This window comes from Sphingobium limneticum, assembly GCF_008710165.1.
Taxonomy (GTDB): Bacteria; Pseudomonadota; Alphaproteobacteria; order Sphingomonadales; family Sphingomonadaceae; genus Sphingobium; species Sphingobium limneticum.
The window spans coordinates 27386-54105 of record NZ_VYQA01000017.1 but is presented as its reverse complement, the minus strand read 5'-3'; the positions used below and the strand labels follow the sequence as shown (position 1 = coordinate 54105).

Here is a 26720-nt window from a genome sequence, read left to right as displayed (position 1 = left end):
CTTGGCAGCTCGCTGCCTAGTCGAAGCTGGGTGAGGGGGAGCAACCTCACAGTAATAGGCCCGTCTTGCGCCAGCCCCCTCATCCAACTGCGCCTAGGCTCCTTCGTCGCCAAGGCTTCTTATCCTTCTCCCTCCGGGGGAGAAGGAATGGCGAGAATGCGCGCAACCAGTCCAAGACGTCCTTACGCCGCCTTGCCCTTCAATGCCTTCTGTCGTCGCCTTTGCACCGACGACCCGATCCCCAATGCCTCGCGATATTTGGCGACGGTGCGGCGGGCTATGTCCATGCCCTTGGCGCGCAGTAGGTCGACCAGCGTGTCGTCGGACAGGATCGCCTGCGGGTCTTCGGCGCCGATCAGCGTCTTGATATGGCTCTTGACCGCTTCGGCCGAGACGGACCCGCCATCGCCGCCCGATGACGCCACGCCGCTGGTGAAGAAATATTTGAGTTCGTACAGGCCGCGCGGGCAGGAGAGATATTTGTTGGAGGTCACGCGACTGACGGTGCTTTCGTGCATGCCGATCGTGTCGGCCACGGCTTTGAGCGTCAGCGGTTTCAGATGGGCGACGCCCTGCTGGAAGAAGGCTTCCTGGGTGCGGACGATCTCGCTCGCCACCTTGATGATCGTTTTTTGCCGCTGGTCCAGCGCCTTCACCAGCCAGTTGGCGCTGGCGAGGCAATCAGCAAGCCAGGCCTTGGCCGTCTTGTCCTGCGGACCGCTGGCCAGTTCGACATAATAGCTGCGGTTGATGAGGACGCGGGGCAGGGTGGCGCTGTTCACCTCGATCGCCCAGCCTTCGCGCGTCGGCCGCACGAACAGGTCGGGCGTCACCGGCGCGGCGCTTGTCTGCGAAAATTGTAGGCCGGGCTTGGGATCGTAACCGCGCAGTTCCGCGATCATGTCCGCCATATCCTCCTCATCCACGCCGCAGATCCGGCGCAGCTGGGGCAGGGCGCCCTTGGCCAGCAGGTCGAGATTGGCGAGCAGCCGCGCCATACAGGGGTCGTAGCGGTCGGCCTCCCTGGCTTGCAGCGCAAGGCATTCGGACAGGCTGCGCGCGCCGACGCCGATGGGATCGAATGTGTGGATGACGCCCAGCACCCGTTCGATGTCGAAGAGGGGAATGCTTAGGCCATGTGCCGTCTGGAGCAGGTTCGCCTCCAGATAGCCCGCCTCGCTGATCTGGCCGATCAACTGGGTGGCGATCAGCAGATCCATGCCGGAAAGCGTGGCACGGGCCTGCCCCATCAGATGTTCCTGCAAGCCGATGTCGGGCGCGGCGAAACTGTCGAAGTCGGGCGCGTCCTCGGCATAGCTGCCGGACAGTGCATCCGTGCCGCCGCCGCTGGCCCCATGCGCCTCCGCGATGCCGTCGGCCATCCGATCGCCGGGGCCATCGTCGATGAAACTATCCGCGCCATGATCGACGTCGAGCGGGCTGTCGGCCGCGCCCAGCCCCTGTGCGATCAGATCGTCGGCCCCACCGGTTTCGGCGGACAGCGTGGGCGCCTCGACCATCTGGTCGATGCCGTCGGGGGCAGGGGGACCGTCATCGCCGCCGCCCGATTCGAGCAGCGGATTCTTTTCCAGTTCGCCCGCGACGAACGCCTCGATCTCCAGATTGGACAGCGCCAGCAGCTTGATCGCCTGCTGGAGCTGGGGCGTCATCACCAGAGACTGGCTCTGGCGAATGTCCAGGCGTGGGCCGAGCGCCATTATGCGCCGCTCCGATCATAGAGAAGGGCGCGCGCGGTCATCATATCAAAGCTGGAAATTCTCGCCCAGATAGAGGCGGCGGACGTCGGCATTGGCAACCAGTTCGGTCGGATTGCCGGCAAAGAGCACCTGCCCGCCATAGATGATGCAGGCGCGATCGACGATTTCCAGCGTCTCGCGGACATTATGGTCGGTGATCAGCACGCCGATGCCCCGCGTCTTCAAATCCTTCACCAGATCGCGAATGTCGGCGATCGACAGCGGGTCGATGCCGGCAAAGGGTTCGTCCAGCAGCACGATGGATGGGTTGGCCGCCAGCGCGCGGGCGATTTCGCAGCGGCGGCGTTCACCACCCGAAAGGGCCATGGCGGCGGAATCGCGCAGGCGCGTGAGGCCGAATTCGGACAGCAATTGCTCCAGGCGAGCGGCACGGGCGGCCTTGTCCGGCTCCGCCTGCTCCAGCACCGCGCCGATATTCTGCGCCACGGTCATCCCGCGAAAGATGGAGGTTTCCTGCGGCAGATAGCCCAGGCCCAGAATCGCGCGGCGATACATGGGCAGGTTGGTGATATCCTGCCCGTCCAGCACGATGCGGCCATGGTCGGGGCGCACGAGGCCCATCACCGAATAGAAGCAGGTCGTCTTGCCTGCGCCATTGGGACCGAGCAGGCCTACCACCTCGCCCTTACCCACGGTCAGCGACACGTCCGACAGCACGACGCGCTTGTCATAGCTTTTGGCGATCGAGATGACCGACAGGCCTTCCCCCACCTCATGCGGGATTTGCGGGCGTTGCGCCGTCCGGTCCGGGGTCACCACGTCGTTCATGCGTCTTGTCCTTGCAGCCGTTCGTTCAGGCACGCGGGAAATTGGTACGCGCACGGCAGTTGGCAAGCTTTGTGCATGGGATCGCCGCCGGGGCAAGGGGAAAAATGGCGATATGGGCCGCAAGAGGGGTGGGCGGGGCAAAATTCGGACCTGTCATCGACCGGTCAAATCTGTCCCATTCCATGACCGGCGAATCACCGCATTCCATCCCGCGTTGTCGGCACCGGCTCGACAGTCCGTTGCCGATGCGGGATCAGCGGAAGGATGTATTTCCATCCGGGTTAATCCGCAATTCATGTCCGTTTTTGGCGGAATAGCGTGCGTTTCAGGATCGCTCCATTCGGCTGGCAGGACGCACGGCCGGTCAGAATATCGTTGTCGGTTTTGACGCGCTGAGCTTCGACTGTTGCGGCTGTGTTACCAATAAGGAGAAAAACATGTCGCCGTCTATGACGAAAATGGCCCCGCTGGCTGTGGTTTTGATCGGTTCGCTGGGTCTGGGTGGCTGTGCCACCAAGGGGTTCGTCCGTGAACAGGTCGCGACCGTCAATCAGCGCGTCGATGCGCTCGATGCGAAATTGCAGACCACCGATGGCACCGCTCAGCAGGCTTTGGCGGAGGCGCAGTCGGCGTCCGGCCAGGCGCAGCAGAATAGCCAGCGCCTCGACCAGTTGAACGGCCGTGTCGATGGTGTGGAGCAGCAGCTTCAGGCCGCCCAGCGCAAGCGCGCACGTAACTGACCCTGCGGGGCGGCCCCAAGCATCGCATGGACGGCGGGGCACACCTGTCCGCCCATGACGATGCGATCATAAAGTGGACGCGCAATTCCCCTTGCGACCGACCCCCGTCGGCGTTCGTCCGCGCCATAAGATCATGACCTTCCCGGCCGGCGTCTTCCCCCTAGGACGCCGGCCCCTTTTCGTGAGTGTAGATAAAAAGATGATCCGTGCTTTCATGGCGCTGGCGGGATTTGCGCTCGTCACCGCCGTCCCGGCCGAGGCCGCCGTCAAGAAGCCAGCCCCCAAATCCGCCGCCGCAAAGAAGAAGGCGGCGACCAGGAAGAAGCCGGCTGCCCCCGTCGCGAAAGTGGAGGCGCCGCCGCCCATATTATCGGACGGCGCGACCCGCGTGGTCGATTGGGTGGCTTCGGCAAAGGACAATCACGCGCTGCCCTATATCGTCATCGATAAGCAGGGGGCTGCCGCCTATCTGTTCGACGCCAAGGGCAAGATGCTGGATCATGCGCCGGTGCTGATCGGCATCGCGCCGGGCGATGATGCGACGCCGGGGATCGGTGCCAAGAGCCTGGCCGAAATCGGCCCTGCGGAAAAGACCACGCCGGCCGGGCGCTTTCTGGCGAAATTCGGCGTCGCGGCGGGCAAGCAGCGGGTGTTGTGGGTCGATTATGCGACCTCTGTCGCGCTGCACACCATCCCGCCCGGCAATCCCAAGGAAAAGCGCAAGGAGCGGATGCTGTCCCCCGGGATCGAGGATAATCGCATCACCTTCGGCTGCATCAACGTGCCCAAGGTTTTTTATGCCAAGGTCAGCCCGCTGTTCGGGCGCAAGGGCGGCTATGTCTATATCCTGCCCGACAGCAAGCCGATCGAGCAGGTTTTCCCCCGGCTACGGGTTCAGCCCTTCCTGAACGCCGCCCGCACCAGTGATGTGGGCTGAGAGTCCAGCTGGAAAATGCGCGAAAGAGCGCATTTTCTATGCGGTGCCGGCCCACACCCCCACCCGACCGCCAATCAGGATACCATGTCTGGGTGGTCGGGTGGGGGTGCGGGCCGGTGCGGATGCGTCAAGGACGCATGTCCAAAAAGCCTAAGCGATCAGTCCGCGAACAGTTTGAACTCGGCGAGGCGGATCGCTTTGCCTTTGGCTTGCGTGAAGAGCAGGCGGACCTTGCTCGCCTGAAGCCGGGGCCAGCGGACGTCGGTGACGCCGTTGGCGACCGGGCTACCCTTCGGCACGGCGATGTCGCGCCAGTCGCCGTCCACCCAGGCCTGAAGCCGGTAGCTTTGCGGCACGGCAAAGCTTTTGCCGTCGGCGAAGAAGGCGAGTTCGGCGCGGGCGAGGTCGGTGGGCTTGCCCAGGTCGATCGCATACCATTGATCGGCGGGCGAGGGCGCCGAGGACCAGCCATTGGGCAGTTCCGGGAAGAACCAGACCCGGCCGTCGATCGCATCATGGACATTTTCGACGTCGGCGTTGCTGGAGGCTGACCCCATCGGGAACTGCCCGCGTACCAGTTGCACTGCCCGGTTGATCGGACGCTGGATGGCGGGCGTGGGCGCGCGGGCCACCGGCACCTCGATCCGGCCCAGCGTTTCGCGGTGGGCGACAGGCTGGCCATCCACTTCGATGAAGAGGCCCTTGCCGCGCTTATAATGGCTGCCGTCCGCATCCCATGTCACCGCGACCTTATGGCCATGATAGGGGACGTCCTGCACCCGGAACCAGGCGAGCGCCTGTGGATCGCCGGCATTCGGCAATAGCGGGTTCACCTCCAGCACATCATCGGCGCGCGGGCGGATGCCGACCAGCCCGGTCAGGATGAGGTCGTTGAAGCCGGAATGGAAATAATGATGGCTGCGGTCCAGGCCGACGATCGGCTTGCCGGTTTCGGGGTGATAATCCTCCTCGATGTCGAGGTGATTTCCCTGATAGTGAAGCGCGGCATATTGGCGCAGCAGACGCATATAGGCGCTGCGCGTGACCGGACCGGTCTGCGTCTGATGGTCGAGCAGATTGGCCATGCCGTGCAGCACCTGCGTCGTCTGATATGGCCAGATCGGGCCGTTCCACTGACATTCCGGGGCGCTGCCCAGATAGCGATATTGGCGCATATAATATTCGTAATTGGCTTCCACCGTGCGCATGCCCGCCTTGCCGGCGAGGGAGGCGGGGTCGAGCAGATGCGCCCAGGCCGCCGCATATTTGGCGTCGTCGGGGACCAGGTCGAACATCCAGGGCAGATAGCCGACCAGTTCGCGGTTACGGATCGGATCCCAATAGTTGGCGAAGTCGGTCTTCGACTGGTGGCGGTCGATGAAGTGGCCGAGCTTGTCGCTCCACAGGTCGTGAAGGACGCGCTTTTGCAGCGCATCGGCGCGGGCGGCATAGTCGGCAGCCATGGCTTTGTTGCCGGCCATCGCCGCTATTTTCGACAGCGCGCGGGCATTGGCGAACATATAGCTGTTGACCGAAGGGCGGAAAGCCTCGCCGCCCCGGAACCCGTCCTTGCCGCCCGATGCGTCGATGGAGGAGACGGTATATTCGGTGGCGTCCAGCAGCGGCTCCACGAAATACAGTCCTTTGGCGAAGTCATATTTATCGTCCCACAGGCGATAGATATGGTTCATCACCGGCAGATGCGCGATCGCGTCCGCCCGGTCGCCATCGACCAGGAAGCGGCCCCAGACGCTGTCGGCCATATGATCGGTAAAGTGCCGGTCGTTGCCGCCGCTGCGATACATGAAATTGATATAATCGTCGGCGAAGCGCCGGTCGTTCAGCCAGCGTCCCTCGCCGATGTGAAAGCCGCTGGCGTCGTTCAGGCTGGCATAGGGATGGCGCTGCCAGTCGACATCGTCGAAAAATTCGGTGGTGATATAGCCTTCGGCGCCCAGATCCCGCTGATGCCCGCGATAGAGCGCCCAGCGATAATAATAGACCGCGTCGATCTTGGGGTCGGCGGATTCGAAGAAGGGGATACGGTCCCGATACCAGGGTGCGTCGTTGCCGAAGCGCTGGGCGGCGATGGCGGTCGTGTCCATCTTGGAGGGGGGCGCCGACGCCGCGCCGATGCTCATCAAGGCGGCCCCCGCCAGCAGGATCATCTTCATCGCGCGCATCGGTCGTCCTCCTTCGTAGCAGAAACAAATATGGCGGCCGTAGCGGGACTGGAGAGCATCCCGATACGGCCGCCATGTTATGGGGCACGGCGAGGAGACGCCGTGCCCCATGGGCACTCACTTGAAGGTATAACGAACACCCAGCGCGAAGGTGCGCGACAATAGCGTGGTGCCAAGGTTGAACTGGTCCGGGCCGCCGACATCTTCAAACTTGTAATAGGTCTGCTGCTTGGACTTGGTGAGGTTCACCGCATCGAAGGTCACGCCCAGACGGTCGTTGACGTTCCAGGTGAGCTGGAGATCCAGGCTCTTTTCCGGATTGCGCCACACGCCGATCGGATTGGCGAACAGACGCGCTTCGTTGTTCGCCAGGAACTCCTTGCGCCAGATGTAGGACAGGCGCGCGCCGATCGGGCCGTTATCATAGGCGAGCGTGGCGTTGTAGCTGAGGTCCGACACGCCGAAGAAGGACGAGGTAGCCTGACCCGTGACTTCGCCGGCCGAGTTGGTGAGTGGGATATTCTGCTTGGAGTCGAGGACGGTGACACTGCCCACGAAGCCAAGTCCGTTGAGCGGACCCGGCAGATAGGACGGGAAGTAGGTCAGGCCCAGTTCCAGTCCCTTGAGCACGCCGTTGGACGCATTGACCGGACGGGTGATGGCGAAATAGTCCGTAGCGCCGGCTTCGATACCGTTGTTCGGAATATATTCCATGACCGTCAGCGGCACGACCAGCCCGTCGATCTTGCGACGGAAGGCCGTCAGCGTGATCGCGCTGTTGCGCTCGAAATACCATTCCAGCGCCACGTCGATATTCTTCGAATGGGTGGGCGCCAGGTTGGCGGTACCGGCCGAACCGCTGCCGTAGCCGACATTGGTGAGGTCGCCGGTCAGGTTGTAGTTCGGGTTGATGTCGCCGAAATTGGGGCGACGCAGCGTTTCACCATAGTTGAAGCGCAGGCGCAGATTGTCGAAAATCTCGTAGCGGGCGGTGAAGCTGGGCAGCCAGCGGTCCGAACCCGACGAAACGCCGGTATGCGCACCATTGTTGTAGCGGTCGAAGAAATTATAGTCGGTGTCGACCGTGACATAGCGAGCGCCGGCCTGAAGCTTCAGCGGGCGGCCGAAGATCGACACTTCGCCATCCACCTGCGCATACATGGCAATCGTGCTTTCATCGATGTCGAAGGTCTTTTGCAGCGACAGTTGTTCCGATGTCGGCAGGCCATAGAGGCCACGGACAGTGTCGGCATTGTCATGGAGCCAGTAGCCATTGGCCAGCGTCCAGCTGGTCGGCACGTCGGCGCGGCCTTGGTAGAAATCCTTGTTGGTGAAGGTCGCGCCTTCGCCCAGACCAGCCAGCGTCGTGGCGACCAGCGGTGCGCCGCGGTCCTGCGTGCGCACATAGTTGGACGCCTTGCGCTGGTCGATGCGGATGCCGGCCTTCACCTGACGGATGAAGCCTTCATCCCAAGTGTAATAGCCGTCGAGCGTACCGGTGATGGCGCTGCCCTTGTCGCGGTTCGCATTGTCGTAGAGTTGGACGACGTTCCAGAGGCTGGGGTCGTTCAGCAGGCTATCGTCGCTGAAATGATAGGAGGGGATGCCACCGGCGGCGTTGAAATCGACGTCGATCGAGCTGGCGACGCGATCGGTCCGCATGGCGATGAAGGAGGATTGGGTCTTGCTGGTCTGATAGGCGAGGTCGCCGACGATCTTGCCGCGATCACCCAGATCCCACTTGCCGTTCAGCGCATAGACGAAGCTGTCAGTCTTCGACTTGTTGAAGTCGCCGCTGTTGAAGCCATAGACATCCGCCACGCCAGTACGCGACTTGACGATGTTGGTGCCATCATAGGTTTCGATCGAGCCGGGGTTGCCCCACCAGTCGACAAAGCTGAACTGGAGGCTGTTGAAGGTTTCGCCACGGAAGCCGGCATAATAGACTTCGGCGGTGTAGACCGAACTGCTGTTGGGCGCCCATTGCAGCGCCACGTTGAACGAGGGGCGTTCACGCTTGCCATAAAGATCCGAGCTGAACACGGCGTCGCGCGACAGCACATAGGGGACTTCGGCGCCGTTGATGTTGAGCGTCGAGCCGGCGGCCGTTGGCAGGCCGCGATCGAGGCCGGGCTGCCAGTTCACATTGTCCGGGCCGGGAAAGATGCGTTCCAGGCGCGAGAAACCGTTGCCGGCTTCGGCAGCGAAGGGCACCAGTGCGCCCGCCGTGACGGTCTGGTCACGATATTTGGTGCGGGTGTAGCTGCCGTTCACCAGGATGCCGATGTCGCCGATGCCGGTTTCCCAGCGGTCGCTGATCAGCAGTGCGACGTTGGGATTATAGGTGTCGGCCTGCTCATTGTAGATGCCACGGGCCAGGCCCGAAATGGCGAAGCCGTCGAAATCGAACGGGCGGCGGGTCTGGACGTCGACCTGACCGGCCAGGCCGGTTTCGATCTGGTCGGCCGAACGGGTCTTGTAGACGTCGACGCGGTTGACGAGGTTCGCCGAAATATCCTGGAGCGCGAACGCCTGACCGGTGCCGGTAAAGATGTTGCGACCGTTGAGGGTGGTCAGCGCGTCGGTCAGGCCGCGGATCGAGATGCCGGCCGCTTCGCCGCCGGTGCGGTTGGTGACCTGGACGCCGGTGACGCGCTGGAGCGCTTCGATGACGTTGTTGTCGGGCAGCTTGCCGACGTCTTCCGACACGATCGAATCGACGATCTGGGTCGATTGCTTGCGGACGTTGAGTGCGCCGACGATCGAGGCGCGGACGCCGGTGACGACGATGTCGGCGGCTTCATCCTGCGGTGCGACGGTGGCCGCGTCCTGTGCGTGGGCGGCGCCCGACAGCATCAGTGCGAACATGGAAGCGGAAGCGAGTGCGACCGGCTTGAATGCCATTTGGATATCCTCCCCATAAGCTGGCGCATCTACGCCATGCATGAATTACTCGGACTAATTATTGCTCCGACAAATGAATCGCAAGCGGAAAATTACGGTTCATTGCAGTGAAATTTCAGCGATGTGATATTATTGTCGCAGGCGTGGAACGCCCCGTTTTGCGGTGTATTCACGCCATACCGTCGACGAAAAACGGGCGCCTCGCTCTTGGCAAGGCGCCCGTTAGGCTTTGAATAGTCAGACTTATGATGTCAGTCGAGATGCCACCAGGCGCTGGGGTCACGGCTCGGCACCAGCGTCAGCTGATCTGCCGCAATGCCGATCGCCTTGCCCGGCGTGGCGATCGATACGAAGCGCGCCGCATGCAGCGTCTTCTCGTCGAAGCGGACGAACTGGCTGCGCAGATTGAAGTCCGCGCTCTTGCTGTCGGGTTGCAGGGCCAAGGATCCGTCCGCGCCGGCGACCAGATAATGGTCGGGCATCAGGATGGGGGACAGCATGACGCTGCGCGCGCCGGCGCGGCCGGACGTCTGGCGGAACTGGGTCTGCGCCAGCGACGGGTTGCCTGCGATCAGCGCCGTGCCGTCATGCGCCATCAACCGCGTCGGATCGGTGGAGGACACGAAGCGTTCGGGCAGCGGGCCATTGCCCACCGGCACGCCGAAATCGGGGGTGCCGTCAGCGGTGTAATAGAGGCGCTGGACGCGGGTGTGGCGGTCCGGATTGAGCAGCGGGTCGCCCTGGATCGCCTCATAGTCGCGGCCATGATAGACGAGGATGTCACGGCCTTTTTCATCCACGGTGAAGCTGTTGTGGCCGGGGCCATAGACGCTGGTGGCGCTGTTGGAGACGAAGACCGGCTGGGGCGACTTGGTCCAGCTGTTCGCGTCGAGCAGGTCGGCATTTTCGTCCGCCGTCAGCAGGCCCAGGCAATAGCGCGCATCGGTGGCGCTGGCCGAATAGGTCATGAACAGGCGGCCGTTGCGGTGCAGGACGGCAGGGGCTTCGGCGACCTTGTAGCCGCGCACTTCCCAGTCGAGCGTCGGCACGGTCAGGCGCGTGACCTTCTCGCCCAGCTTCAGCGGCGATTCGAGCTTCGCGATATAGAGGTTGCTGTTCGTTTCGATCCCCGGCTCACGCTGCGCCCAGGCGAAATAGCGCACGCCCTTGTGCACGAAGCTGGTCGAATCGAGGTTGAAACTGTCCCAGGGCGTCTGCAATTCGCCCAGCACGCTCCAATTGCCGGTGATCGGATCGGGACCGTCGCAGACGATGGCGAAGGTGCGGATGCGGAACACGTCGTCACCGCCGCCCGCCGGGCCAGCGGCGAAATACATATACCATTTGCCATCGATCTGATGCAGTTCGGGAGCCCAGATATAGCCCGAACGCGGGCCGCTCTTTTCATGCCGCCACAGCACCGCTTCCTTGGCGGTGGCCAGGCCCGCGATCGTCTTCGACCGGCGCAGGACCAGGCGATCATATTCGGGGACGGAGCCGGTGAGGTAATAATAGCCGTCGTCGTGGCGGAAGACCTGGCCGTCAGCGCGCTGCTTGACCAGCGGATTGACGGGGACCGGCGCATCCGCCGGGGTGGACGCGGCCTGGACGATGGCGGGCGTGGCGGACAGCGCGGCAGCGCTGCCGATAAAGCCACGGCGGGACAGGGTGATCGACATCAGAATCTCTCCGAATAGGTTAGTCGGACTAAAAGCGTTCAATATTCGGCCTGGGGCCAGCCGTCAGCCCCCCAGCGTACCGGGGCGATGCGCAAGGTGGGGGCGCCGTTCGCCTGTTTGTCATAGGCGTGGTAGACGACATAGTCTTTGCCGTCCCCGGTCTTACTATCAACGTCGTGGAGCCAGCCGGCATGGCCGGGGCCACGGAAACGCTGCTGTTCCTGAAGGTCGGCGCGCAGGAAGATGGTGCCGCCACCCTCCATCAACGGGCTGCCATCCTTGCCCAGATAGGGGCCGGTAATGTCCTTGGAGCGGCCCATGACGGTATAATAGGTGCTGTTCGCGCCCTTGCAGCAATAATCATAGCTGACCATCAGCCAATAATAGCCGCCATGATCGACGATGAAGGGCGCCTCCACCGGAGCCGGGCCGCCGGCGGGGGCGGGGCGGCGCGCGATGGAGACGGGCTTCTTCGCATTCTTGGGCTTGCCGGTCTTGGGGTCGAGTTCGAACAGCTTGATGCCGGTCCAGAAACTGCCGAGGCTCAGCCAGTGGCGCCCTTCGCGGTCGATGATGAAATTGGGGTCGATGGCGTTATAATCATCGTCTTTGGTGGACATGACGACCAGGCCTTCGTCGCGCCAGGCGTAGTTTTTCGCCTTGGGGTCCAGCGTCGGGCTGGTGGCCAGGCCAATGGCGGACCGGTTGGAGCCGAAGGTCGATACCGAATAGTAAAGCCGATAGCGGCCGTTGACGTAGGAAATGTCGGGCGCCCACATGCCGTCGCTGCCGGGGATCGCGTCCTTCGCCCAGGCGGGGAGCGAGGTGAAGATCGGGTCGCCCGCGGTCCAGGTCACCAGATCCTTCGACGTGCGCGTTTCGATCAGCCGCTTGCCATGGCCGGTGCTGAACACATGATAGGTGTCACCTTCGCGCGCGATGACCGGATCATGGGTGGGGACGAGGTCGCCGGTCAGGCGGCTGTTGAGCGTCCCTGCGGCAGGGGCCGCCGCCTGCTGCGCGATGGCCGGGGCATTGGTTGCGAACAGGGCGAGGCCCGCCAGCGTGAACATGATCTGCCGGGTCATCCGGGCCTCTCCTTATCGTCAGCGTCATGCACCCGCCGGCTGGCAGGGGCATGACGGCAGGGGGATGGAGCGGGCGGCAATTCCACCCACCGCCCGCTCCAAACAGGTTAGTTCAGTTCCAGTACCACCACCGACTTGGCCGGCAGCGTGACGGTCAGCGTGCCGCCGCTGACCTGCGCGCCGGTGAAGGCCACGGGCTTGACGGTTTCGGGCGCATCGAACGTATTGTGCGCATTGATCGCACCGGCGGTCAGCACGCGGCCGGTGACGGTCGCGGCATTGAGGCCATCCAGCTTCACCGTGACGGTGTTGGGCTGGTTCGGGTCGAGGTTCGACAGGCCGACATGGACCTTGCCATCCTTGCCCTTCACGGCCGATCCGCTGACGGCGGGCATGGTGTACTGATCCTTGGCATACCAGGGGGTCTGGATGTCGATCGGCAGCACGGTCGCATCCTGCCAGGGCTTGTACATTTCGAAGACATGATAGGTGGGCGTCAGCACCATCTTCTTGCCTTCGGTCAGGATCATCGCCTGAAGCACGTTCACCATCTGGGCGATCGCGGTCATGCGGACGCGGTCGGCATGACGCGCGAAGATGTCGAGATGGATCGACGCGATCAGCGCATCGCGCAGCGTGTTCTGCTGACGCAGGAAGCCCGGATGGGTGCCTTCGTCCTGCGCATACCAGCTGCCCCATTCGTCGACCGCCAGGAAGACGCGCTTGGCGGGATCATATTTGTCCATGATCGCGCTGTGCTTGGTGATCAGCTCGTCCATCTTGCGCGCGCCATTCAGCGCATCGGCCCAGCCATTTTCGTCGAAATTGACGGCGGGCGCGCGCGGCGGCCAGCCACCGGCGGGGTGGACATAATAATGAAGCGATACGCCGTCGAGCTTGTCGCCCGCGACCCGCATCATCGTTTCGGTCCAGTTATAATCGTCGACATTGGCGCCGGCCGCGATCTTCAGGATCTTGGTATTGGCGGGCGCCTTGACGAAGGTGGCGTAGCGGCGGGTTTCGTCTGCGGCGAATTCGGCGCGCATATTGCCGCCGCAGCCCCAGAGTTCATTGCCGACACCGAAATAGGGCACCGCCCACGGCTCCTTATGGCCGTTCTTGGCGCGTTCGTCGGCCAGGCTGCCGGCGGGCGAGGTCATATATTCGACCCACTCCGCCATTTCCTGCGGCGTGCCGTTGCCGACATTGCCGGCGATATAGGCCTGCGCGCCGACCTGACGGATCAACTCGAAAAACTCATGGGTGCCGACCGTGTTCGGCTCGGTCACGCCGCCCCAATGGGTGTTGATCTTGACCGGGCGCTTGTTCTTCGCGCCGATGCCTTCACGCCAATGATATTCGTCGGCGAAGCAGCCACCGGGCCAGCGGATGATCGGCACCGATAGATTCTTCAGCGCCGAAATCACGTCGTTGCGGAAACCGTTGGTGTTGGGGATCGACTTGTCGTTGCCGACATAGAGGCCGCCATAGATGCCGGTGCCCAGATGCTCGGCGAACTGGGTGAAGATGGCCTTGTCATAGACCGCGCCGGGCTTGTCGGCGTGGATGGTCGCGGTGGTGGGCTTGCCATTGGTGTCGGCGACGGCGGTGGTGGTCGCCAGCGCGCTGGCGCACAGCAACAGCGCAGCGGTCGTGCGGCGCAGAGATTTCATCATATTCCTCTCCCTGTTGGAATTAGTCGTGAAATGCTTCGGTCGTTTCGCGGGTGCCGCGCAGGAAGGCATCGGCGACCAGCCGCAACGGGCTGGTGTCGACATCCGATCGGCCGCCCCGGATCAGCGTGGCGAAACGGGCGTAGAGGCCGGCATATTCGACATCTTCGCCATGGTCCGTGCCGCTGGGCAGGGTCAGCACCGCGCCGCCATGGGACAGTTTCAGCGTCCCCGCATCGGTGTCGACGATGATGTCCCAGCTTTGCGGGCCGGTCTGGCGCCAGTCGAGATCCATGTGGATCGGCGCGCCAGCGGTGTCGCGAAAGGCGAGGTCGGCGGCGATCGGCGCGGCGCGGTTTTCCGGCAGCACCAGTGTCGCATCCTTCAGGAAGAAGGGGCGCGGCAGGATATGCGTGACGATCGAGAGCGCATTGATGCCCGGATCGAACACGCCAAGACCGCCGGGCTGCCAGATCCATGCCTGACCCGGATGCCAGACGCGGACATCCTCCCGCCAGACGATCGACACTTTCTCGATTCGACGTTCGGCCAGCCATGCGCGCGCGGGGGCGACCCCGGCGGCGAAGCGGCTGTGCCAGGCGGCGAACAAGCTGACGCCGACCTTGTCGGCCTGCGCCTTCAGGGCCTCGACCTCGGCCAAAGTCGCGCCGGGCGGCTTTTCCAGAAAGAGGTGGATGCCCTTCTTGAGCGCCTGCGTCGCCAGGTCGTAGCGAACCTGCGGCGGGGTGCAGAGCGCGATGGCGTCCACGGCCGGCCCCTGGGCGAGCAGGTCGTCCAGGCTGGCATGATGCGGCACGCCATCCAGGCCCGCATCATGCGGGCTGACGGTGGCGGCCAGGCTGAAGGCGCTATTGCCCAGGATCGCGGGCACATGCTGATCGCGCGCGATCTTGCCTATGCCCACGATCGCGATACGGATCGGGTCCATGTCGATGGGTTCAGAGTTGCTTGACGGCGACCTGAACGGGGGCAGCGCGCTTGAGCGGGTTGCGCACCGGCAGGGTGAAGGGCGCGGCGATGATTTCGAACACATCGCCTTCCTGCGGCACGATGCCGTCACTGAACGACAGGGTGGCGGTGCCGAAGAAATGGACGTGCACGTCGCCCGCGCGACGGAACAGATCATATTTGAAATGATGATGTTCCAGGTTCGCGAAGCTGTGCGACATATTGCCTTCGCCCGACAGGAACGGCTTTTCCCAGAGGATTTCGCCGTCGCGGATGATGCGACTTGCGCCTTCGATGTGCTCGGGCGGGGTGCCGACCAGCAGTTCCGGGCCAAGCGCGGCCTGACGCAGCTTGGAGTGGGCCAGCCACAGATAGTTATGACGCTCGGTGACATGGTCGCTAAACTCGTTGGCGAGCGCGAGGCCGAGGCGATAGGGGGTGCCGTCTTCACCGATCAGGTAGATGCCGGCCAGTTCCGGCTCCTCGCCGCCATCCTTGGCGAAGGCGGGCATGGTCAGCGGATCGGTCGGACCGACAAGCTGCGACCCGTCGCCCTTGTAGAACCATTCGGGCTGCTGGCCGACTTCGCCCGCGGCGGGCTTGCCGCCTTCCAGGCCTTCCAGGAACATGCGCATCGAGTCCGTCTGCTTTTCGACGGCGGCGGCTTCGCGGTGCATCTTGTCGCGGCCTTCTGCCGAGCCGAGGTGGGTCAGGCCGGTGCCGGTCAGTTGGACATGCGCGCCATCTTCATGGTCGATAGGGGCGAGCAGGCGATTGGCTTCGAATTCGGCGGCGATATCGATGGCATCGCCCTTGCCGGCGGCGTCGACGGCGGCGGAGAGGCTGATTGTCTGCGCGATCGCATGCAGCGCCAAGGCGCGGATGGTGGTGAAGCCGGGCACGAACCAGGCAGCGTCGCCCTGAGCGGCGATGACCGACCGATCGCCATTTTCCGAACGGTGCTGCAACAGGCGCAATGTCATGAAAACTCTCCTCCCGCGCGCCTCAAACATGGCGCTCAATCCAACGTGCAAGACTTTTCGCCGCAGGCCCGCCATCGCGATGATGACGAGGGCAGCGGCGGTGAATCCGTTAATTACTCCGACATATTACAGGATGATGGTAATGGCAATGCTTGTATTGTACCGAAGGTTGTGCCTCATTGGGGAGAGGTAAGAGGAGCGGAAATGGTGAAGGAAAATCCGTCTTTGCACAGGGATGAGACGGACAATAGTGGCGCGGCCAAGGCGGTCCGGGGACCGGGGCGTCGGCTGCACGGTGCGATCGCGCATAAATTGGGCATGGCGATCTTGTCCGGCCAATATGCGCCCGGCGACACGCTGTCGGGCGAAGTGGCCTTCGCCGAGGAACTGGAAGTGTCCCGCAGCGCCTATCGCGAGGCGATCCAGGTGCTGACCGCCAAGGGGCTGGTCGAAAGCCGGCCCAAGGCAGGGACGCGGGTGTTGCCGCGTAATCGCTGGAACCTGCTCGACCCAGAAGTGCTGGCCTGGGCCTTTGCCGGGGAGCCGGACATCCAATTCGTGCGCGACCTGTTCGAACTGCGCGCCATCGTGGAGCCTGCCGCCGCCCGGCTGGCGGCGCAACGGCGCGACAAGGATGATCTGCGGATCATGAAGGATGCGCTGGCCGCGATGCGCCGCCATACGCTGGCGACCGAGGCGGGGCGCGCGGCGGACCGCGATTTCCACAATGCGATATTGAACGCGACCCGCAACGACGCGCTGCTGGTGCTGACCGCCAGCATCGGCGCGGCGGTGAACTGGACCACCCAATATAAGCAGCGCGCCCGCGCCCTGCCGCGCAACCCGATCCCCGACCATGTGCGCGTCTATGATGCGATCGCGGCGGGCGATCCGGTCGCGGCAGCCGAAGCGATGGGCGTGCTGGTCGATCTGGCGCTGGAGGATACGGCCAGCGCCATGGGGGGATAGGAGTCAGGTCAGGATATTGGCCTTCGCCTCGATCGGCGGAGGCAATATGGTTTCGCCTAGCGCGCTCAGCATTTCCCGTTCCACCGTGCGCGTCATGGCGTCGATGGGCAGATCGTTGGGTTCCAGCCCGAACGGATCTTCCAACTGGTCGCCCAGCGCGTCGAGGCCGAAAAAGGTATAGCTGACCAGAACGGCGGGCAGCAACGTCCACCAGCCCAGCGCGCCGGCCAGCGCGAAAGGCAGCGTCAGGCAGAATATCGTCGCCGTGCGATGCAGCAGCAACGAATAGCTGAAGGGGAGGGGCGTCAGCTGGATGCGCTCGCAACCGGCCTGAACCTGCGCCAGCAGGTGCAATTGCTCCTCCAACAGGCTGTGATGGATGGCCCCGATCCGACCGTCCTGCATCAGCAACAGACAGTGCCGGCCCAGATGCTGGAGCAGCGCGTCGGCCGGATTGACGGCGCCCAGCCATGGTCCGTCCCCGGCATGCCGGGCGATGGCCGCGCGTTCGTCCGCCCCGCGCAACCGTGCCGCAAGGCCGGCGGTGAAGCCGCACAATCCGGTGAGCACAAGGCGCCGGTCCGCCATTTCCAATATCGTCGTGCGCCGCGCCAGGGAACGGCAGGCGATAATGAGCGAGCCCCAGAGCTTGCGCCCCTCCCACCAGCGATCATAGCAGGCATTGTTGCGAAAGCTCATGAACACCGACAGAGCGATGCCCATCAGTGTGAAGGGGATGGCGCTGATTTGCGAGAAGATGCCTGGATGCAGCCGCGCCGTCATGACGGCCGCGACGCTGAGCAGGGTGATCAGCGCCAGCCGCCCCTTGATGCGGGGCAGGACGGAGCCGCGCAGCGCAAACGCGACATCCATCAGGCCGGGGCGCGGGCGGACGATCATGCGCCGCCCCCGTCGTTCGCGTCGCCATAGATGAAGGCGGTGAGGCCGGAGCGTAACGTCACGGCGCGGCGGACATAATCCACCTCATAGGCGTCCGCGCTGGCGATATCCTGTGGCGTCAGGCGGAAGAGCAGGCCTTCGACCGCATCGGCCGGATCGTCGCTCGGCTCGACCATCGGGTGCCAGCGCGTGCCGCTCTTGGCGATCACGTCCGGGTCGCTGATCTCGATCATGTGCTGGCGAAAGCCGGGCAGGGCGTCGGGCTCACCCTCCACCGGGCGGCCGAACAACGCCATCTGCACTTCGATCTGCCGCAGCGTACCGTAGGAGAAAAGCAGGATGTCGGCCATGGCGGGTTCCTCATATGCGAAGCCATGCCGGATAGGCCGATGCACGATCCCCGAAAAGGAAAAAGGCCGGAGCGGCATGTCCGCTCCGGCCTTTTCATGCCTTGGGTACTGGGCCCTTGGCTTTATTCCGCGATCTGCTGCTCCGGCAATGCGTTGCTCGTCTTCGACCCCCACAGCGCGTAGAAGAGAACATAGAGTTCGCAGGCGGCGGTCAGCAGGAAGCTGGTCTGCAAACCATAATGGTCCGCCAGATAGCCCTGCACCACGACCAGCGCGCCACCAGCGATCGCCATGATCAGCAGGCCCGATCCTTCTTCGGTCAGCGGGCCAAGGCCCTTGATGCCCAGGGTGAAGATGGTCGGGAACATGATCGAATGGAACAGGCCGACCAGGATCAGCGACCACATGGCGACGGGGCCGGTGGTGAACACGGTGACCAGCATCACGACGAAGGCGCCGATCGAGAAGGCGGCGAGGACATGGCCCGCGTCGAACTTCTGCATGATCGCCGAACCCGCGAACCGGCCGACCATCATGCCGCCCCACAGCAGCGACAGATAATTGCCGGCCTGCTCATGCGTCAGATTGGCGATGTCGGGCTGGCTGACGAAGTTGATGAACAGGTTGGCGACGCCGATTTCCGCGATCAGGTAGATGAAGATCGCAGGGATGCCGAACACCAGGTTGCGATGGTTCCAGAGCGAATATTTCTTGCGCTCTTCCTTGTTGTGGCGCTGCGTCGCGTTGCCCATGGCGGGCAGCGGGAAGCGGGCGATCACCACGGCCAATACGGCCAGAACGATCGCGACCAATATGTAGGGCAGGACCACCGACTGGGCGTCGGCCAGTCGTTCGGCCTGCGTCAGGACGACTTCGCCCTGCGCCGTGCCGCCCTTCGACCGGCCCAGGATCAGATAGGCGCCGAACATCGGGGCCAGCATCGTGCCGGCCGAATTCATCGCCTGTACCAGATTGAGGCGCGACGAGGCGGTTTCAGGCTTGCCGACGACCGCGACATAGGGGTTGGCCGCAACCTGAAGCAGGGTGATGCCGCTGGCGATCACGAACAGCATGACGAGCGTCACGCCGTAGGACGGGATCGACGCCGCGACCGTCATGCCCAGCGCGCCGGCCGCCATGATGAGCAGGCCGGTGACCATCGACTTCTGATAGCCCACCCGTTCGATCAGCTTGGCCGACGGGATGGAGGCGACGAAATAGGCGATGAACCAGACCGATTCGATCAGGGTCGTCTGGGTATAGCTCAGCTCGAACACGCTGCGCAGATGCGGCAGCAGCGTGTTGTTGATGACGGTGATGAAGCCCCACATGAAGAAGAGGCTGGCAAGTAGCGCAAGGGCAGGGCCGTAGCGTGTGCCGGGGTTATGCGTTGCGACAGGCGCAGCGCCAGACGAGATCGGTCCTGCCATTCATCCTTCTCCAGTGCAGTTCCAGAGCAGGCCGCCCGATCAAGGGTTGCGCCCGCTTATTTTGTCGGAGTATATCTCCCTCAACCGCCCGTCAATGGGCGCATGTCATCGGGAGGAAGTCCATGCGAAAGGTCGTCGATTTGAAAACAGCGCTGTCATACGCTCTGGTCCTTGGCCTCGCAAGCGGCTCAGCGCTTGCCGCCGAAGCCAGCCGCGCACCCGCAGGAACGGCCAATGGCGCTGCGGTCGAAACGATCACGCTGAAAAATGGCGCAGGCGTTTCGGCGAAGATCCTGACCTATGGCGCGACGCTCCAGTCGCTGTCCGGTCCGGGCAAGGATGGCAAGAGCGCCGACGTGCTGCTGGGCTATGACGACCTCAAGGACTATGTCGATCATCCCAATTTCTTCGGCGTGACCGTGGGCCGCTATGCCAACCGCATCGCCGGCGGCAAATTCAGCCTGGACGGCAAGGCCTATCAGCTGCCGCTCAATGACAAGGTCAACACGCTGCACGGCGGCGGCAAGGGCTTCGACAAGCAGGTGTGGAAGGTCGTGTCCCTGAAGAGCGGTCCCAAGGCCAGCCTGGTGCTGGGCCTGACCAGCCCGGACGGCGATTCGGGCTATCCCGGCAAGCTGGACGTGACCGTCACCTATACGCTGGACGAAAGCGGCAACCTTGGCATCGCCTTCGACGCGAAGACCGACAAGCCGACCATCGTCAACATGACCAACCACGCCATCTTCAACCTCCAGGGCGAAGGGTCGCCCGACGGCGCGATGGGCCATCTGCTCACGATTCCTGCCAAAGCCTATACGCCGGTCGACGCGAACCTCATCCCCACCGGCGAGTTGAAGCCGGTCGAAGGCGGCGTGTTCGATTTCCGCAAGCCCCGCCGCGTGGCAGACGGGCTGCGCGACGGGCGCGATGCGCAGATCATCGCCGGGCGTGGTTACGACCATAATTGGGCGCTGGACAAGGGGTTGACCAAGACCCCCGAACTGGCCGCACGGCTGGAAGATCCGGTGTCGGGTCGCGTGATCGAAGTGTTGACGACCGAACCGGGCGTGCAATTCTACACCGGCAATTTCCTGGACGGCACCTTCATCGGCAAGGCCAGCCATGTCTATCGCATGGGCGACGGCATCGCGCTGGAGCCGCAGAAATTCCCGGACTCGCCCAACAAGACGAACTTCATTTCGGCCCGCGTCGATCCCGGCAAGCCCTATCATCATGAAATGGTCTATCGCCTTTCCGTGGCCCGCTGATGCCGGAATGGCGGCTGATCGACCGAGGCGTCGCCGACACGCTGGGCGAGGGGACGCTCTGGTCGGCGCGCGGCAACGCGGTCTATTGGGTCGATATCCTCGCCCCGGCGCTCAACCGGCTGTCTCTGGAGAGCAGCACGGTCGAACGCTTCGCCATGCCCGAGCCGCTGGGCTGGGTGGCGGAGCGTGAAGCGGGCGGCTTCATCGGCGGGTTCCAGATCGGCTTTGCCGAGATCAGCCTCGATCCGCTGACCATCACTCCCTTCGGCGATCCGGAGCCGCATTTTCCGGGCAACCGGATGAACGATGGCAAGGCGGATGCGCAGGGGGCCATCTGGTGCGGCACGATGGACATGGGCGAAGAGCATGATCGCGGCGCGCTCTATCGCCTGGCGCCCGACCGCAGCTGGACCGTCGTGGACAGCGATTATCGCGTGCCTAACGGCCCCTGCTTCTCGCCGGACGGCCAGTGGCTCTATCACAGCGATACCGCCAGGAAGCAGATGTACCGTTTCCGCCGCACCGAAGGTGGCGCAGCCGAGCGCGAGCCGTTCATCCAGTTCGGTGAGGAGGATGGCTATCCCGACGGCATGACCGTGGATGCGGACGGCCATATCTGGGTCGCCCATTGGGGCGGCAGCCGGATCAGCCGCTTCACGCCGGAAGGCAAGCTGGACCGCGCCATCGCCATGCCGGCGCGGCAGGTGACGAACATCACCTTCGCCGGCTCCAACCTCGACCGCATGTTCGTCAGTTCGGCGACCGTAGGCCTCGACGATCCGACCGAATATGACGGCGGCTTTTTCGAGGTGGAAAGCGGCGTACGCGGTCTGCCGACCAACCTCTACGCGGGCTGAGCTTTCCCATCATCGGGCCTTCGGGGCGCGGCTGTCATTCGGCAGCCGCGCCCTTTCTTTATGCGATGCAAATCCGGTTGCGCCGGTTGGACGAATCGGCTAGAGCGCCAGGACAACGTTGTCATGCCCTCTCCAAAGTCATGCGATGTTGCGATCCCGGACGGCCCGCTGGCGAACTGCACGCGTCATCAGCCGTCCGGGACGATTTTTCCCCCCGGATATCCTGTCACCCTTCCTCCGCTGCATGGCTATGCCATTGTCGCGCGATGACGACCGGTTGCCACAGGTTCGGCCCCCAGAAAAACAGCATCGCGCCCGCACTGGCGCTGACGACGCATGCCGCCGCCAGCAATATTTGGCCTGGCGTGATGGCGGCCGACTGCTGGACAAGTGCGCGCAGGGCAGCACCCTGCGGTCGCAGGCTGGCGATGAGGGCAAGGCCGATCAGTCGCAGCCCTATCCGCGCGACGAGGCGATGATGCCAACAGATCATGATGAATGTGCCTTCCCGACCGGAGAGGCGCTCTATCTATCGGCTGTTGTGGAGGGATTTGAAGAACAGGAACAGTGGCATGGCATAGAAATGCCGTAATATTCCACCCTATCGCCGACGCCAGCGTCGAAACAGCGACAGGCTGAGGAAGCCGCCGCCCACCACCGCCGCGATCGCGCCGCCGGCCGAGGCGAGCGCCCATGCGCCGGCCGCCAGCAGGCCCGTCAGGAAATCGACGATGATGAGCGTCAGATGGATCATGATAGGAACAAGACGGCGCTAAGCCCCGAGTTCCTTGGCTTCCTGATATTTGAGTTCAAGAAACCGGTTCTGTGTGGCCAATTTGTCGAGGTCGCCGCTGGCCAGGCTTTCGCTCATCCGGCCGATTTCGGCGTCGATGACCGACAGGCCTTCGACCAGCTGCTTTTCGGGCACGCGGCCATTGCGCTCCTCGCGCCGCAGCGGGGCGGGGATCGACTGATAGCCGGTCACCAGTTCGGGCAGATGATCGGCCAGCAGCCGGCGCACCTCCTGCGCGGCCGGTTCCTGCTCGCTCAGGCGCTCGAGCTGCGGCGCCAATATCTCCAGCTTCACGCCGATACTGTCGACCAGCGTGACCGCCGGGGCGGGCAGGGCCTTGCGCTGGTTTTCCAGCCAGATTTCGGTCTTGAGCGGCAGTGCGGCCAGTTCCGTCTGCGCCAGAGCTTCCGTCTTCACCCGGCTTTCCGTGGGCGCGAGCGCGATCAGCAGCAGCGCGGCGATCATCACGCCTAGCACGATCATGACGCCGGTGGTGCCCAGCGGCAGGACGAAGCCAGCCACCGCACTGGCCAACACTATCGCCAGTACCGCCCAGAAGGCATATTTGACCTTGCGGATCAGGCCGGCGTTGCGCCGCGCCCTCGCGCGCGTGGACAGGCTTTGCCCCCGCTCGCTATGGCGGCGCAGCACGGCGTCCGCATCGGCCAATATGCGGTCGGACCGGCTCATGCTTGCTTCCCCGCCTTTGGGTTCGAGCTTGTCGAGAACCGATGCGCAAGAGTTCTCGACAAGCTCGAACCGAACGGGGTTAGGGGAAGCATTTTGTTCACCCCTCGATCGCGCTCAACAACGGATTGTCCGCGCGGACTTCCTTGGCGGCCTGCGCCTGCCCCTCCGCGCGGGCGATATAGCCCTTGGACTTTTCCACCTCGCCCGACAGCGTGTTCACCGTCGTCTTCATATTCTCCAGCGCCTTCAGCTTGAAGGCGTCGATATTGTCCATCGTGTCGTAGATATTCTGGAAGGCGCGCTGAAGCGTTTCGATCGGGATCGTGCTGGACGCGGCCTGCTCGTGAATCTGCGCGGTCTGGCTCTTGAGCAATTCGCCGGTCCGGTCGATCATGTTCGCGGTCGTGGTGTTGAGCGCGCTGATCTGCTCCAGCACCAGCCTTTGCCCGGCCAGCGCTTGCGCCACCGTCACCGCCGTACGCAGCGCTGCGACCGTGGTGGTGCTGGCGCGGTCCACGCCCTTCACCAGCTCGACATTATTCTTCTTCACCAGATCCAGCGCCAGATAGCCCTGCACCGTCACCGCCATCTGCGTCAGCAGATCCTGCGTGCGCTGGCGGATATAGAAGAGCGCGCTTTCGCGGATCGCCTTCGCCTTGGCCGGATCGGACGAATCCAGTTCCAGCGCCATGTCTTCCAGCCGGGCGTCCATCGTCTTGCTGATATGGATCATCTGCTCCAGACGGCCCATGGTCTGCCACATATTCTGGCGTTCCACGTCGATCGTGGCATTATCCTTGATCAGCACGTCCTTGCCGCTGGCCAACGACCCCAGGATCGAATTGATATGGCCCTGCGCGCTCTTATAGCCGTCGAAATAGTCGCGCATCTTGTTGCCGAACGGGATGATCCCGAACAGCTTCTTGGGCGCCAGCAGATTGCCGCGCTTGCCGGGGTCCAGATCCTCGACCGTGCGGCGCAGTTCGGCTAGGTCCGCGCCGACCTTGGTATCGCTGTCCATCGCCCGCACCGGGCGATCGAGGAAGCGGTTGGAGTGGCCCGCCGCCTCGGCAATTTCCTTGCGCCCCATATTGGTCAGCTGATCGACGCGTGCGCCGAATTCGGGCGAATTGGCATCCTGCGCCACGAGGTCCGCGACGAAGGCGTCGACCTTCTCGTCCAGCTTCGACTTTTTCTCATCCTCGATCGGGACCAGGCCGGACGCCTTTTCCGGCGCGACTACGGGTACCGGATCGGGCGGGGTCAGGTTCAACGCATCAGCAGTCGCAGTCGTCGTGGGCGCAGTGGTGGCCATATCGTCTCCAGTCGCCATGAGCGGCTTGCCGTGTAATATGGTAATAATACACTGGGGCGCAAGCCTTGGTCCGGGGAACGATATAGGGCTTCCGGCGATTGCTTGGCAATCTTGACTGGAGAGGAACCTGCCATGGCCAGCCTGAAACCCGTCGCCGACCTCATCACCCACCGCAAGCCGCGCTTCCCCGGCGAAAGTGCCGCCTATCGCGAAGCCCGCATGGCGTTGCTGGCGGAAGAAATCGAATTTCGCCGCCATGCCACCCGCCTTGTCGCACAGCGGCAGGCGCTGCCGCCCGGCCCGTTGATCGAAAAAGACTATCGCTTCAAGGATGAGCAGGGGTTCGAAGTCGGCCTGTCCGACCTGTTCGGTGACAAGGACGTGCTGGTCGCCTATTTCTGGATGTATGGCCCGGAACGCGAGCGGCCCTGCCCGATGTGCACCAACTGGATCGGATCGGTCGATGGCAATGCCGCCGATATCAAGCAGCGCGTCGCTTACAAGATTTTCGGTCGCAGCCCGGTCGAGCGACAGTTCGCCTTCGCGCAGGAGCGGGGCTGGCGCGATACCGATTTCATCCAGACGATCGGCGATGATTATGCCAATGACCTTGGCCTGCTGACGCCCGACGGCGAATATCCCGCGCTGGTCGTGTTCCGCAAGGACGACGAGGGCATCCGCCTCTTCTGGATGAGCGAGATGACGGGCGAGATGGCCGATCCCGGGCAAGACCCGCGCGAGGCGCCGGATATCGCCTCGCTCTGGTCGATCCTGGACCTGACGCCGGAAGGGCGACCGGCGGAATGGTATCCGAAATTGCGTTATTGAAATGGGGCGGCGTCACCGCCGCCCCCTTCATCGTTCAGCGCGCGCCCTCGGCGTAATAGCGTTCCATATCCAGCCGCATCTGGTGCAGCGCTTCCGGGTTCAGATAGACCATGTGGCCCGCCGGATAATATTTGAACTGGAGGTTCTGGCGCAACTGCGGCTCCAGCATCATGTGCTTCAAATCGCGCTCGGTCGAGAAGAAGGGCGTTGCCATATCGTACCAGCCATTGAGCGACAGCACGCGCATATGCGGGTTGGTGCGCATCGCGGCGGAAAGGTCGGCGGTCACGTCCGCGACATTCTGCTTGCCGCCTTCCGGGGGCGAATGGCTCCAGTCCCATTTGAAGTCGCCGCCCTCGCGCGCGCTCAGCCGATAGTCGAGGTCGGTCTTGTAGCCGATCCTGTTCGTCACCTGATCCAGGAAGCTGCCGACATAAAGGCCGGTGATGCCGGTGCTGGAGGCGTCATATTCCGGTTCCTCGCCGGCGGCATCGGCGTCGATCCCCTTGTAGCGGCTGTCGAAACGGCCGATCGTCTCATGCCCGTCGCGCAGCAATTCCTTGCGGAAGCGGGACAGGCTGACGCGCAGGTTCGCGCGCTTCAGATAATCGACCGACAGGCCGGTGAAGCGGATCAGCTGCTGGGCGATCGCGTCGCTTTCCTGCGCGCTGATGTCGGAGCCCTTGAGGAGCGCCGTGGCATAGGGGCCGTTGGCGAAGATACGGGCTTCCTCGACGAACGCTTCCAGGCTTTCCGGGCGGCCGCCGGGCACGCGATTATGATACCAGGCGGTCGCGGCATAGCTCGGCAGATAGCCGACATGGATCGCATCGAAACCGGACTGGCGGATGCCGTAATTCATGATCGACGACAGCAGCACCACGCCGTTCAGCGTCAGCCCGCGATCCTCCAGCTGATAGGCGAGCGCCCCCGACCGGGTCGTGCCATAGCTTTCGCCGAAAATATATTTGGGCGACGCCCAGCGGCCATTCTTGGTGGTGTAGCGTATGATCGCCTTGGCAAAGGCGTCCACATCGCCATCGACGCTGTAGAAATCGGACGGCTTGGCATCGCCCAATATGCGCGAATAGCCAGACCCGATCGTGTCGAGGAACACCATGTCGGTGCTGCCGATCAGGCTGTCATTGTTCGGGCCGACGTCGAAGGGCGCGGGCTTGACCGCTTCCGGGTTGCCGGTGCGCACATGTTCGGGCGCGAAGCTGCCCATGCGCAGCCACAATGACGACGAGCCGGGGCCGCCATTATAAAGGAAGGTGAGGGGGCGATTCTTACCGGCGGCCGTATAGGCGGTGTAGAACATGCTCGCGACCGGCTTGCCCTTTTCATCGCGGATGGTGAGCGTGCCGGCGGTCTGGGTATAGGGGATGGCCTTGCCATCGACGCGGGCCGTGCCCTTGCTGCTCTGGGTGACTTCCTCGATCGGGGCGCTGGCCCAGTTGGCGGCGACCTGTTCGGCGACCTTGTCGGCATGCTGTTTCGCAGCGTCGGGCGCATCCTTCTGCGCGAGGGCCGGGGTGGCGAGGACGAGGAGGGAGGCGAAAGCGAAGGTGGCGGCAGACCGCATCGGGAGAAAGCTCCTTGCAAGGATATGCTATAT

Annotated in this window: 23 protein-coding genes; 6 read left to right on the top strand and 17 right to left on the bottom strand. The window is 63.5% G+C overall.

Features of this window, described 5'->3' with window-relative positions:
* Nucleotides 1-182: 182 nt before the first annotated feature.
* Together rpoN and lptB are read right to left on the bottom strand one after the other, a co-directional pair.
* Nucleotides 183-1718 (bottom strand): RNA polymerase factor sigma-54, encoded by a 1536-nt coding sequence (gene rpoN, locus F4U95_RS19065; RefSeq protein ID WP_150426696.1) that lies wholly within the window; start codon nucleotides 1716-1718, stop codon nucleotides 183-185.
* Nucleotides 1719-1763: 45 nt separating this feature from the next.
* A complete protein-coding gene (gene lptB / locus F4U95_RS19060) occupies nucleotides 1764-2546 on the bottom strand; it encodes an LPS export ABC transporter ATP-binding protein (RefSeq protein WP_120250936.1) in 783 nt (260 codons plus the stop codon).
* A 437-nt stretch (nucleotides 2547-2983) separates the two neighbouring features.
* Between lptB and F4U95_RS19055 the strand changes: the two genes are divergently transcribed.
* A complete protein-coding gene (locus tag F4U95_RS19055) occupies nucleotides 2984-3286 on the top strand; it encodes a hypothetical protein (protein ID WP_120250935.1) in 303 nt (100 codons plus the stop codon).
* A 199-nt stretch (nucleotides 3287-3485) separates the two neighbouring features.
* A complete protein-coding gene (locus tag F4U95_RS19050; protein WP_120250934.1) occupies nucleotides 3486-4223 on the top strand; it encodes a hypothetical protein in 738 nt (245 codons plus the stop codon).
* Nucleotides 4224-4381: 158 nt separating this feature from the next.
* On the opposite strand, the gene F4U95_RS19045 is transcribed toward F4U95_RS19050, so the two are convergent.
* The 7 genes from F4U95_RS19045 to araD1 all read right to left on the bottom strand — a co-directional run bounded on the left by F4U95_RS19045 (nucleotide 4382) and on the right by araD1 (nucleotide 15702).
* A complete protein-coding gene (locus F4U95_RS19045) occupies nucleotides 4382-6406 on the bottom strand; it encodes an MGH1-like glycoside hydrolase domain-containing protein (RefSeq protein ID WP_150426695.1) in 2025 nt (674 codons plus the stop codon).
* Between the two features lie 117 nt (nucleotides 6407-6523).
* Nucleotides 6524-9310, bottom strand: coding sequence for a TonB-dependent receptor (locus tag F4U95_RS19040; protein ID WP_150426694.1), 2787 nt, complete (start codon nucleotides 9308-9310; stop codon nucleotides 6524-6526).
* Between the two features lie 251 nt (nucleotides 9311-9561).
* Nucleotides 9562-10989 carry a glycoside hydrolase family 43 protein gene (locus F4U95_RS19035; RefSeq protein WP_150426693.1) on the bottom strand — a complete coding sequence of 476 codons (1428 nt, stop codon included), beginning with the start codon at nucleotides 10987-10989 and terminating at the stop codon, nucleotides 9562-9564.
* 38 nt (nucleotides 10990-11027) lie between these two features.
* Nucleotides 11028-12077, bottom strand: coding sequence for an arabinan endo-1,5-alpha-L-arabinosidase (locus F4U95_RS19030; protein WP_150426692.1), 1050 nt, complete (start codon nucleotides 12075-12077; stop codon nucleotides 11028-11030).
* 107 nt (nucleotides 12078-12184) lie between these two features.
* A complete protein-coding gene (locus F4U95_RS19025; RefSeq protein ID WP_120250931.1) occupies nucleotides 12185-13753 on the bottom strand; it encodes an alpha-N-arabinofuranosidase in 1569 nt (522 codons plus the stop codon).
* A 19-nt stretch (nucleotides 13754-13772) separates the two neighbouring features.
* Complete coding sequence (locus F4U95_RS19020; protein ID WP_150426691.1) at nucleotides 13773-14699, bottom strand: Gfo/Idh/MocA family protein; 927 nt, start codon at nucleotides 14697-14699, stop codon at nucleotides 13773-13775.
* Between the two features lie 10 nt (nucleotides 14700-14709).
* Nucleotides 14710-15702 carry an AraD1 family protein gene (araD1, locus tag F4U95_RS19015; protein WP_150426690.1) on the bottom strand — a complete coding sequence of 331 codons (993 nt, stop codon included), beginning with the start codon at nucleotides 15700-15702 and terminating at the stop codon, nucleotides 14710-14712.
* Between the two features lie 204 nt (nucleotides 15703-15906).
* Between araD1 and F4U95_RS19010 the strand changes: the two genes are divergently transcribed.
* Nucleotides 15907-16671, top strand: coding sequence for a FadR/GntR family transcriptional regulator (locus tag F4U95_RS19010; RefSeq protein ID WP_172598781.1), 765 nt, complete (start codon nucleotides 15907-15909; stop codon nucleotides 16669-16671).
* 3 nt (nucleotides 16672-16674) lie between these two features.
* Here F4U95_RS19010 and F4U95_RS19005 read toward each other — a convergent pair whose 3' ends face one another.
* From F4U95_RS19005 to F4U95_RS18995, 3 genes are all read right to left on the bottom strand, one after another.
* A complete protein-coding gene (locus tag F4U95_RS19005) occupies nucleotides 16675-17571 on the bottom strand; it encodes a bestrophin family protein (RefSeq protein ID WP_150426689.1) in 897 nt (298 codons plus the stop codon).
* Nucleotides 17568-17921: a gamma-glutamylcyclotransferase family protein gene (locus F4U95_RS19000; RefSeq protein WP_150426688.1), complete on the bottom strand. Its 354-nt coding sequence runs from the start codon at nucleotides 17919-17921 to the stop codon at nucleotides 17568-17570. Before F4U95_RS19000 ends, F4U95_RS19005 begins: the two co-directional genes overlap by 4 nt.
* A gap of 122 nt (nucleotides 17922-18043) precedes the next feature.
* Nucleotides 18044-19351, bottom strand: coding sequence for a sugar MFS transporter (locus F4U95_RS18995; protein ID WP_150426687.1), 1308 nt, complete (start codon nucleotides 19349-19351; stop codon nucleotides 18044-18046).
* 122 nt (nucleotides 19352-19473) lie between these two features.
* Here F4U95_RS18995 and F4U95_RS18990 point away from each other — a divergent pair, with 122 nt between their 5' ends.
* Together F4U95_RS18990 and F4U95_RS18985 are read left to right on the top strand one after the other, a co-directional pair.
* Nucleotides 19474-20619: an aldose epimerase family protein gene (locus tag F4U95_RS18990; RefSeq protein ID WP_150426686.1), complete on the top strand. Its 1146-nt coding sequence runs from the start codon at nucleotides 19474-19476 to the stop codon at nucleotides 20617-20619.
* On the top strand, nucleotides 20619-21476 hold the full coding sequence (locus F4U95_RS18985) for an SMP-30/gluconolactonase/LRE family protein (protein ID WP_150426685.1): 858 nt from the start codon (nucleotides 20619-20621) through the stop codon (nucleotides 21474-21476). The genes F4U95_RS18990 and F4U95_RS18985 overlap by 1 nt, the downstream gene beginning before the upstream one ends.
* A 226-nt stretch (nucleotides 21477-21702) precedes the next feature.
* On the opposite strand, the gene F4U95_RS18980 is transcribed toward F4U95_RS18985, so the two are convergent.
* The 4 genes from F4U95_RS18980 to F4U95_RS18970 all read right to left on the bottom strand — a co-directional run bounded on the left by F4U95_RS18980 (nucleotide 21703) and on the right by F4U95_RS18970 (nucleotide 24274).
* Nucleotides 21703-21969, bottom strand: coding sequence for a hypothetical protein (locus F4U95_RS18980; RefSeq protein ID WP_150426684.1), 267 nt, complete (start codon nucleotides 21967-21969; stop codon nucleotides 21703-21705).
* Nucleotides 21970-22077: 108 nt separating this feature from the next.
* Nucleotides 22078-22230 carry a hypothetical protein gene (locus F4U95_RS24835; RefSeq protein WP_170267506.1) on the bottom strand — a complete coding sequence of 51 codons (153 nt, stop codon included), beginning with the start codon at nucleotides 22228-22230 and terminating at the stop codon, nucleotides 22078-22080.
* A gap of 18 nt (nucleotides 22231-22248) precedes the next feature.
* Nucleotides 22249-22959 (bottom strand): hypothetical protein, encoded by a 711-nt coding sequence (locus tag F4U95_RS18975; protein WP_150426683.1) that lies wholly within the window; start codon nucleotides 22957-22959, stop codon nucleotides 22249-22251.
* Between the two features lie 97 nt (nucleotides 22960-23056).
* Nucleotides 23057-24274 carry a toxic anion resistance protein gene (locus F4U95_RS18970; RefSeq protein WP_150426682.1) on the bottom strand — a complete coding sequence of 406 codons (1218 nt, stop codon included), beginning with the start codon at nucleotides 24272-24274 and terminating at the stop codon, nucleotides 23057-23059.
* 132 nt (nucleotides 24275-24406) lie between these two features.
* Between F4U95_RS18970 and F4U95_RS18965 the strand changes: the two genes are divergently transcribed.
* Nucleotides 24407-25102: a DUF899 family protein gene (locus F4U95_RS18965; RefSeq protein ID WP_150426681.1), complete on the top strand. Its 696-nt coding sequence runs from the start codon at nucleotides 24407-24409 to the stop codon at nucleotides 25100-25102.
* Nucleotides 25103-25136: 34 nt separating this feature from the next.
* On the opposite strand, the gene F4U95_RS18960 is transcribed toward F4U95_RS18965, so the two are convergent.
* Complete coding sequence (locus tag F4U95_RS18960; RefSeq protein WP_150426680.1) at nucleotides 25137-26687, bottom strand: S10 family peptidase; 1551 nt, start codon at nucleotides 26685-26687, stop codon at nucleotides 25137-25139.
* Nucleotides 26688-26720: the final 33 nt, after the last annotated feature.